Below are 7,475 nucleotides of genomic sequence, written 5' to 3' on the forward strand. Positions count from 1 at the left end.
CAGGAGACGCCGTTCTACCGCTTCCAGACGGACGACCTGTCCAGCACCCTGCGCTCCGACCTGTTCGGGGGATTGAACATCACCCTGGCGCACGACCTGTTCGAGGAAGAGCGGACGGGCTCCGGAACCGCCGCCGGCACGCGGCGCGGGCGGTTCTCGCCCTTCCTCACCCAGCTGGGAACGCAGGTGAGCTTCGGGGCCAACTCGGCGCTCTTCCGCTGGCTGGGCTTCGCCCGGGCGGACGAGGGGGAGCGGCGGACGGAGCGCGGCAACACCCCGCCCGAGGAGGGGGTTGCCCCGGTGGACCCGCCGGGCTCGCAGACGGCCACGGGGCAGGAGCTGACGACGGGAACGGGGGGCGCCGGGCCGTGGAACGTGTCCGTGGGCTACTCGCTGCAGCGCCAGCGCCGCAGCCCGCTGGACGACGTGCCCCGGCGCAGCCTGTCGGGCGACAACCAGAACCTGCGGCTGAACGTGACGTTCTATCCCACCCGCAACTGGGCGGTGAACTGGAACACGCAGTATTCCATCACCGAGAACGAGTTCGCCATGCAGGTGCTGAACCTGAAGCGCGACCTGTACCGCTGGCAGGCCAACTTCGACATCGTGCGTGCGCCCAACGGCAACACGTCGTTCTCGTTCTCGGCGCACCTGACGGACCTGCCGGACCTGAAGGCCGACTACCGGCGCCAGAACCTGGGCGGCAACCGCACCGAAGGAACCACGCGGCCCAGGACGCCCCGGCAGTAGCCGCGCGCGTTGCCGGATGGCTGGTCCCGAACGGGTGTCCCTCGCAGGCGACACCCGTTCGACGTTCATACGGGACAGGCGCGCGGAGGCGGGGCCGGCCCTCGATCAGGACAAGTGATTGTTGTACAAACGCTTGCGGTGGATGTCCCCATCCTCCCACGGGCGGAACGGCGGTTGCCTTTGCAAAGGCCGGGACCACCGAGCCCGCATCCAACCGACACAATCGGGAAAGACCCTCCCATGACGAGCACGAAACGATGGATGTCCGCCGCGGCGGGCCTGCTGCTGCTGGCCGCCTGCGACCCCACCGACCGCGGGGTGATCGTGGGCCCCGGCGACGAACCGGGCGAGCCGCGCGACCTTGCCGTGAGCTACCAGTGGGTGTTCGAGGGGTTCAACGGCACCACGCCGGCGGGCCACCCGACCGTGCAGCTCACCTGGCTTCCGCCCAGCGACTGGGACAACGAAGTGTTCCGCGTATACGGCAAGCGGTCCACCTCCAGTGCCTATTCGCTGATCGCCACCGTCACCTCGTGCACGGAGGCGGGGTGCGTGTACGCCGACCGCAACGTGCAGCACGGGAGCGCCTACACCTACTACGTCACCGCCGTGGACGAGGCCAGCGACCTGGAAACGTCCAGCGAGTTCGCCGAACAGGTGTCGGTGCCGGCCAACACCCGCCCGGCCGCGCCCGTGGCGGGCACGCCGGTGGGGCTGGACGACGCCGTGTACCTGCGGTGGACGGACAACGCCAACGGCGCCAACGTGGCCCGCTACATGGTGTTCCTCACGCAGCTGCAGGGGCAGCCGGAGCTGTACCGCGTGGGCGAGACCGACGGGCGCGGCTTTCTGGACGAGCAGGCGCAGAACGGGTTCGAGTACGGCTACCGCGTGGCCACCGTGGACACGATGGGCCACGTGAGCAACCTGAGCGCGCAGATGGTGGCGGTTCCGCGTCCGGACTTCACCGGCGAGCTGATCTACGCGCACGCGGGCGACCCCACGCAGAGCGGCTTCCGCTTCGTGACGAGCGAATCGCAGAACCCCGTCGTCGCGGGCACGTCCACCAGCGCGCACTTCCGCCTGGAGACGAGTTCCGCCGGGTGGCGGCTGGTACCGCTGAACGGCGCGCAGGTGGTGGAGTTCGGCCGCACCACGGCGCTCACCTGCGGCCCCGGCGCCGACGCGGACTGCATCGCCGCCAGGGTCGCCCCTACGACCGGGTACAGCACCGCGCCCATCGCCGTGACGCCCGAGTACAGCTACGTGTTCCGCGTGCCCGGCGCGAACGGGCAGGTGCACCACGGGGTAATCCGCGTGCAGCTGCTGGGAAGCAACCAGGCCGGGCGCGACCTGATGATCTTCGATTGGGCGTACCAGATGATCCCCAACGAGCCGCGGCTGAACGTGGCGCCCCGGTAACGGCGGTCACCACGGTGGAAACGTGATGGAGACCCGCGCCGGGCACCTGCCCCGGCGCGGGTCTTCGCGTTGCCGGTCGCGAGCGTTGACAGGCTCGTGCGGGGTGTCTAATTTCAGGGCGGCTTCCCTCCCCCAACGCGCACTGAGCAGATGCGGCAGATCGAGATCGACGGCGACAGCCTGACGCTGGAGCAGATAGAGCAGGTAGCCACGGACCTGGACACCCGCGTGGTGCTGGCCTCCGGCAGCGACGAGCGCATCCAGCGCTCGCGCGACGTGGTGGAGCGCGCGCTGGCCAGCGGCGCGGTGGTCTACGGCGTGACCACCGGGTTCGGCCGCCTGGCGGAGACGCCCATTCCGCCCGACCGGCTGGAAGAGCTGCAGCTGAACCTGATCCGCAGCCACGCGTGCGGCGTGGGCGTGCCGCTGAGCCGGGCCGAGACGCGGGCCATCGTGCTGCTGCGCGCCAACGTGCTGGCGAAGGGCTTTTCCGGCGTGCGCCCCGTGGTGGTGCAGCGGCTGCTGGACCTGCTGAACCACGGCATCCATCCCGTGATCCCCGAGCAGGGCTCCGTGGGCGCCTCGGGCGACCTGGCGCCGCTGTCGCACCTGGCGCTGGTGCTGATCGGCGAGGGGCAGGCCGAGGTGGATGGCGAAGTGCTGCCGGGGGCGGAGGCGCTGGCCCGCGCCGGGCTGGAGCCGCTTCGCCTGCGCGCCAAGGAGGGGCTGGCGCTGAACAACGGCACGCAGGTGATGGCCGGCATCGGTGCGCTGCTCGTGCGCGGCGCCGAGCGCGCGGTGGAGGCGGCCGAGGTGGCGGGCGCCATGTCGCTCGAGGGGTTGCGCGGCACGCCGGACGCCTTCCATCCCGCCATCATGCGTGCCCGCCCGCACCCGGGGCAGGCGGCCAGCGCCGAGCGCCTCCGCGCCCTGCTGGCCGACAGCGAGATCCGCGAGTCGCACCGGCACGGCGACCCGCGGGTGCAGGACGCCTACTCCATCCGCTGCATGCCGCAAGTACACGGCGCCGCGCGCAGCGCGCTGGCGTACGTGCGCCAGGTGATCGAGATCGAGGCGAACAGCGCCACCGACAACCCGCTGATCTTTCCCGACGAGGGGCCGGACGGGCTGGTGATCTCGGGCGGCAACTTCCACGGACAGCCCATCGCGCAGGTGCTGGACCTGCTGGCGATGGCGCTGACCGACCTGTGCTCCATCTCCGAGCGGCGCACGGAGCGGCTGGTGAACCCGGACCTGTCGGGCGACCTCCCCGCCTTTTTGACGCGCGACCCCGGCGTGTGCTCCGGCTTCATGATCGCGCAGATCACGGCGGCGGCGCTGGCCAGCGAGAACAAGGTCCTCTCGCATCCCGCCAGCGTAGACAGCATCCCCACCGGCGCCAACAAGGAAGACCACGTGTCGATGGGCGCGCACGGGGCCATCAAGGCCCGCCGCGTGCTGCGGAACACCGAGGGGGTGCTGGCGGTGGAGCTGCTGTGCGCCGCGCAGGCGCTGGAGTTCCGCAAGCCGCTGCGCCCGGGGCGTGGCGTGGAGCGCGCGTACCAGAAGCTGCGCGCCGCCATCGGGCACCTGGACGCGGACCGCGCCCTAGCGCCCGACATCGAGTCCGCCGCAGCGCTGGTGCGCGAGGGCGCATTGATCGATCTTTGATACTGGGGCACGCACAGCCCGGCATTCACACGAGGGGGGAGACGATGGCCACACAGCCGGCGGTCCGCGGATGGACGTACGAGGAGTTCGCCAATCTCCCCGATGATGGCAATCGCTACGAAGTCATCGCCGGAGAACTGTACGTGACCCCATCACCGACGAGCATCCATCAGCGAGTGATCATGCGCCTCGGCGCGTTGATCGAGGTGTTCACGCAGGAGCACGGGCTCGGAACGCTGTTCAGCGCGCCGTACGACGTGATCTTCGGCGAGGGCGACTATCTGGAGCCGGACCTCCTGTTCGTAAGGCGCGAGCGTGAGGAGATCGTCAAGGACCACGCGATGGTGGGCGCACCGGACCTCGTGGTCGAAGTTCTCTCGCCCTCGACCTCGCGGCGCGACCGGGGCCTCAAGCGCGAGCGGTACGCGGCGTACGGCGTCCCGGAGTACTGGATCATCGACACCGATCTGGTGAAGGTGGACGTCTACCGGCTCAGCGGCGGCGATTTGCGCCGGACGGAGGTCGCTACGGACTTCCTGCGGTGGCGCCCCGCTCCCGGTGGCCCGGAGCTGGTCATCGACATTCCGCATCTGATGCGGGCGCCCACGGACTACTCGCGCCCGCGCAGGCCGAACTAGGATCGGCTGCGGGAGCGGACGTGAATGAGCATCCCGATTTAGACTCGTCGTTTCTGCCACACCCGAAGGAGCAGCACATGGCACCGCATCCCGCCCGGCGCGGGTGGAGCTACGCGGAATTCGCCAGGCTCCCCGACGACGGCAATCGCTACGAAGTCATCGACGGAGAGCTTTTCGTGACGCCCGCACCGCAGCCGCTGCACACGCTCGTAGGCTTCAAGCTCGCGACCGTTCTGGACGCGTTCGTCGCACATCATGACCTGGGCTGGGTGATGCCTGCTCCGGTTGACGTCCTGTTCGGGGATGGCGACTACGTCCAGCCGGACGTCGTGTTCGTTCGGCGCGAGAATGGGGAATCGATCACTGATCGCGGCATCGAGGTGCCACCGGACCTGGTGGTCGAGGTGCTCTCTCCGGGAACCGCGCTCAGGGATCGCGGTTTGAAGCGCGAGCGGTACGCATACTTTGGCGTTCCGCAGTTCTGGATCGTGGAGCCTGTCCGGCAGCAGGTGGAGATATACCGCCTGGACGAAGACCCGGATCGGCCCGCGGTGGTGGCCCACGATTCGCTCGAGTGGCAACCGGTGCCGGGCGCGCCCACGCTGCTGATCAGGATTTCCGATTTCATGCGCGGCTTCACCTGACGCGCATTCACGCGACGCTGCTTTCTCCCATGACGACCATCATCGAAGCCCGCACCGTGCGCGCGCCGCGCGGCACCGAGATCTCCTGCCGCGGATGGCAGCAGGAGGCCGCGCTGCGCATGCTGATGAACAACCTGGATCCCGACGTCGCCGAGCGCCCCGAAGACCTCGTTGTCTACGGCGGCACCGGGCGCGCGGCGCGCTCGTGGGAGGCGTTCGACGCCATGGTGGCCACGCTGCGCACCCTGGCCGACGACGAGACCATGCTGGTGCAGTCCGGCAAGCCCGTAGGCGTGTTCCGCACCCACGCTCACTCGCCGCGCGTGCTGATCGCCAACAGCAACCTGGTGGGCCGCTGGGCCAACTGGGAAACCTTCCGCGAACTGGAGCGGCAGGGGCTGACCATGTACGGCCAGATGACGGCCGGCTCGTGGATCTACATCGGTACGCAGGGCATTCTGCAGGGCACGTACGAAACGTTCGGCGCGGTGGCCCGCAAGCACTTCGGGGGCAGCCTGCGCGGGACGTGGACGCTCACCGGCGGGATGGGAGGGATGGGCGGCGCGCAGCCGCTGGCCGTCACCATGAACGAGGGCGCCGTCCTCTGCGTGGACGTGGACCCGGCCCGCATCCAGCGCCGCATCGACACGCGGTACTGCGACCGCATGACGCACGACCTTGACGAGGCGCTCGGCTGGGTGGACCAGGCGCGCAAGTCCGGCCAGGCGCTCTCCGTGGGCCTCGTAGGCAACTGCGCCGAGGTGCTCCCCGAACTGGTGCGGCGCGGCGTGACGCCCGACGTGCTGACCGACCAGACCAGCGCCCACGACGCCCTGGTGGGCTACGTTCCCGCAGGCATGTCGCTCGGGGAGGCGGATGCGCTGCGCGAAGCGGACCCGGCCGGATACCAGCGGCGCTCGATGGCGAGCATGCGCGCGCACTGCGAGGCGATGGTCCAGATGCAGCGCCGCGGGGCCATCACCTTCGATTACGGCAACAACCTGCGCGGCCAGGCGCGCGACGCAGGCTACGCGGATGCGTTCGCCTTTCCCGGCTTCGTGCCGGCGTACGTGCGCCCGCTGTTCTGCGAGGGGAAGGGCCCGTTCCGCTGGGTGGCGCTTTCCGGCGACCCGGCCGACATCGCCCGTACGGACGAGCTGGTGCTGGACCTGTTCCCGGAGGACGAGCACCTGCGCCGCTGGATCACCCACGCGCGCGAAAAGGTGGAGTTCCAGGGGCTTCCGGCCCGCATCTGCTGGCTGGGGCAGGGCGAGCGCGCGCGGTTCGGCGTGGCGCTGAACGACCTGGTGGCGTCGGGCGAGCTGAAGGCGCCCATCGTCATCGGGCGCGACCACCTGGACACGGGCTCCGTCGCGTCGCCCTTCCGCGAAACGGAGGCGATGAAGGACGGCAGCGACGCCATCGCCGACTGGCCCATCCTGAACGCGCTGGTGAACGTGGCCAGCGGCGCCACCTGGGTGTCGTTCCACCACGGCGGGGGCGTGGGCATCGGCAACTCGCTGCACGCGGGGCAGGTGATCGTGGCCGACGGCACCCCCGAAACGCGCGAGCGGCTGGAGCGGGTGCTGACGAACGATCCCGGGATGGGCGTCATCCGCCACGCCGACGCGGGCTACGGCGAGGCGGTAGACACGGCCCGCGCCCACGGCGTCCGTCTGCCGATGCTGGATTGATCGAGATCGCGTGAGCCGAACGACGACCGGCTGGCCGAAGATCCGCAGAGGCGGGTGCGGGGATTGCCCTCGCCCGTCCGGATCGGGGCCGGCCGGGCGTTGATGGTGCTCCCCCTTCCTTGCCGTCGCTCTTGCCCGTCCGTATCCACATGTTCTTGAAAGTGTGTACCGCGCTGCTGCTGGCGTGCGCGGCGGCCTGCGCGCCCATCGTCACGCACACACCGCGCGTGGAGGAGGGCTTCTCGCTGTTCGCCACGGCTGGCGGCGCGGCGCGTCTGTGCGACACCCTGCGTTGCGAAACCCAGATGGTGCCGCAGCAGGGCTTTGGCGTTCGCTACGGCCAGGCGGCGACGGCCACGCGCCCCGGTGTCAGCGCGGCCGCCACGTTCTCCACGGCGATCGTATCGTCGGAGCTGGACCTGTACCTGCAGGCGCCCACCTCCTGGGGCCTGGACATGGGGGCCGGGGTGCTGACCGCGCCCACGCACGACATGCCGTACGTGCAGGTGGGGAAGATCCGCGAGGATGGGTCCGGCTGGTACACCACGCAGGGGTATGCCTTCCTGTCGTCCAGGTTCCCGGACTGGACCCTGGATTTCGATGGTCCCGCCGGCGCCGACGAGGTGACGCCGCGCTACTGGGCGCCGACGGTGGCG

The 7,475-nt window shown here is 70.0% G+C and carries 6 protein-coding genes and 1 pseudogene; all 7 read left to right on the forward strand.

What is annotated here, in order from left to right; all coding sequences use genetic code 11:
- Positions 1-750, forward strand: a pseudogene (locus VIB55_RS20410) (hypothetical protein); the annotation flags it as partial.
- A gap of 240 nt (positions 751-990) precedes the next feature.
- Positions 991-2,172 (forward strand): hypothetical protein, encoded by a 1,182-nt coding sequence (locus tag VIB55_RS20415; protein WP_331878515.1) that lies wholly within the window; start codon positions 991-993, stop codon positions 2,170-2,172.
- A gap of 150 nt (positions 2,173-2,322) precedes the next feature.
- Entirely contained in the window at positions 2,323-3,843 is a 1,521-nt protein-coding gene (gene hutH, locus VIB55_RS20420) for a histidine ammonia-lyase (protein ID WP_331878516.1), read from the forward strand.
- 44 nt (positions 3,844-3,887) lie between these two features.
- Positions 3,888-4,481: a Uma2 family endonuclease gene (locus tag VIB55_RS20425; RefSeq protein ID WP_331878517.1), complete on the forward strand. Its 594-nt coding sequence runs from the start codon at positions 3,888-3,890 to the stop codon at positions 4,479-4,481.
- 20 nt (positions 4,482-4,501) lie between these two features.
- Positions 4,502-5,125 (forward strand): Uma2 family endonuclease, encoded by a 624-nt coding sequence (locus tag VIB55_RS20430; protein ID WP_331878518.1) that lies wholly within the window; start codon positions 4,502-4,504, stop codon positions 5,123-5,125.
- A gap of 29 nt (positions 5,126-5,154) precedes the next feature.
- Positions 5,155-6,819 carry a urocanate hydratase gene (gene hutU, locus VIB55_RS20435; RefSeq protein WP_331878519.1) on the forward strand — a complete coding sequence of 555 codons (1,665 nt, stop codon included), beginning with the start codon at positions 5,155-5,157 and terminating at the stop codon, positions 6,817-6,819.
- A gap of 161 nt (positions 6,820-6,980) precedes the next feature.
- A partial coding sequence (locus tag VIB55_RS20440; RefSeq protein ID WP_331878520.1) for a hypothetical protein occupies positions 6,981-7,475 on the forward strand: 495 nt, incomplete at its 3' end.

Source organism: Longimicrobium sp. (genome assembly GCF_036554565.1).
GTDB lineage: Bacteria > Gemmatimonadota > Gemmatimonadetes > Longimicrobiales > Longimicrobiaceae > Longimicrobium.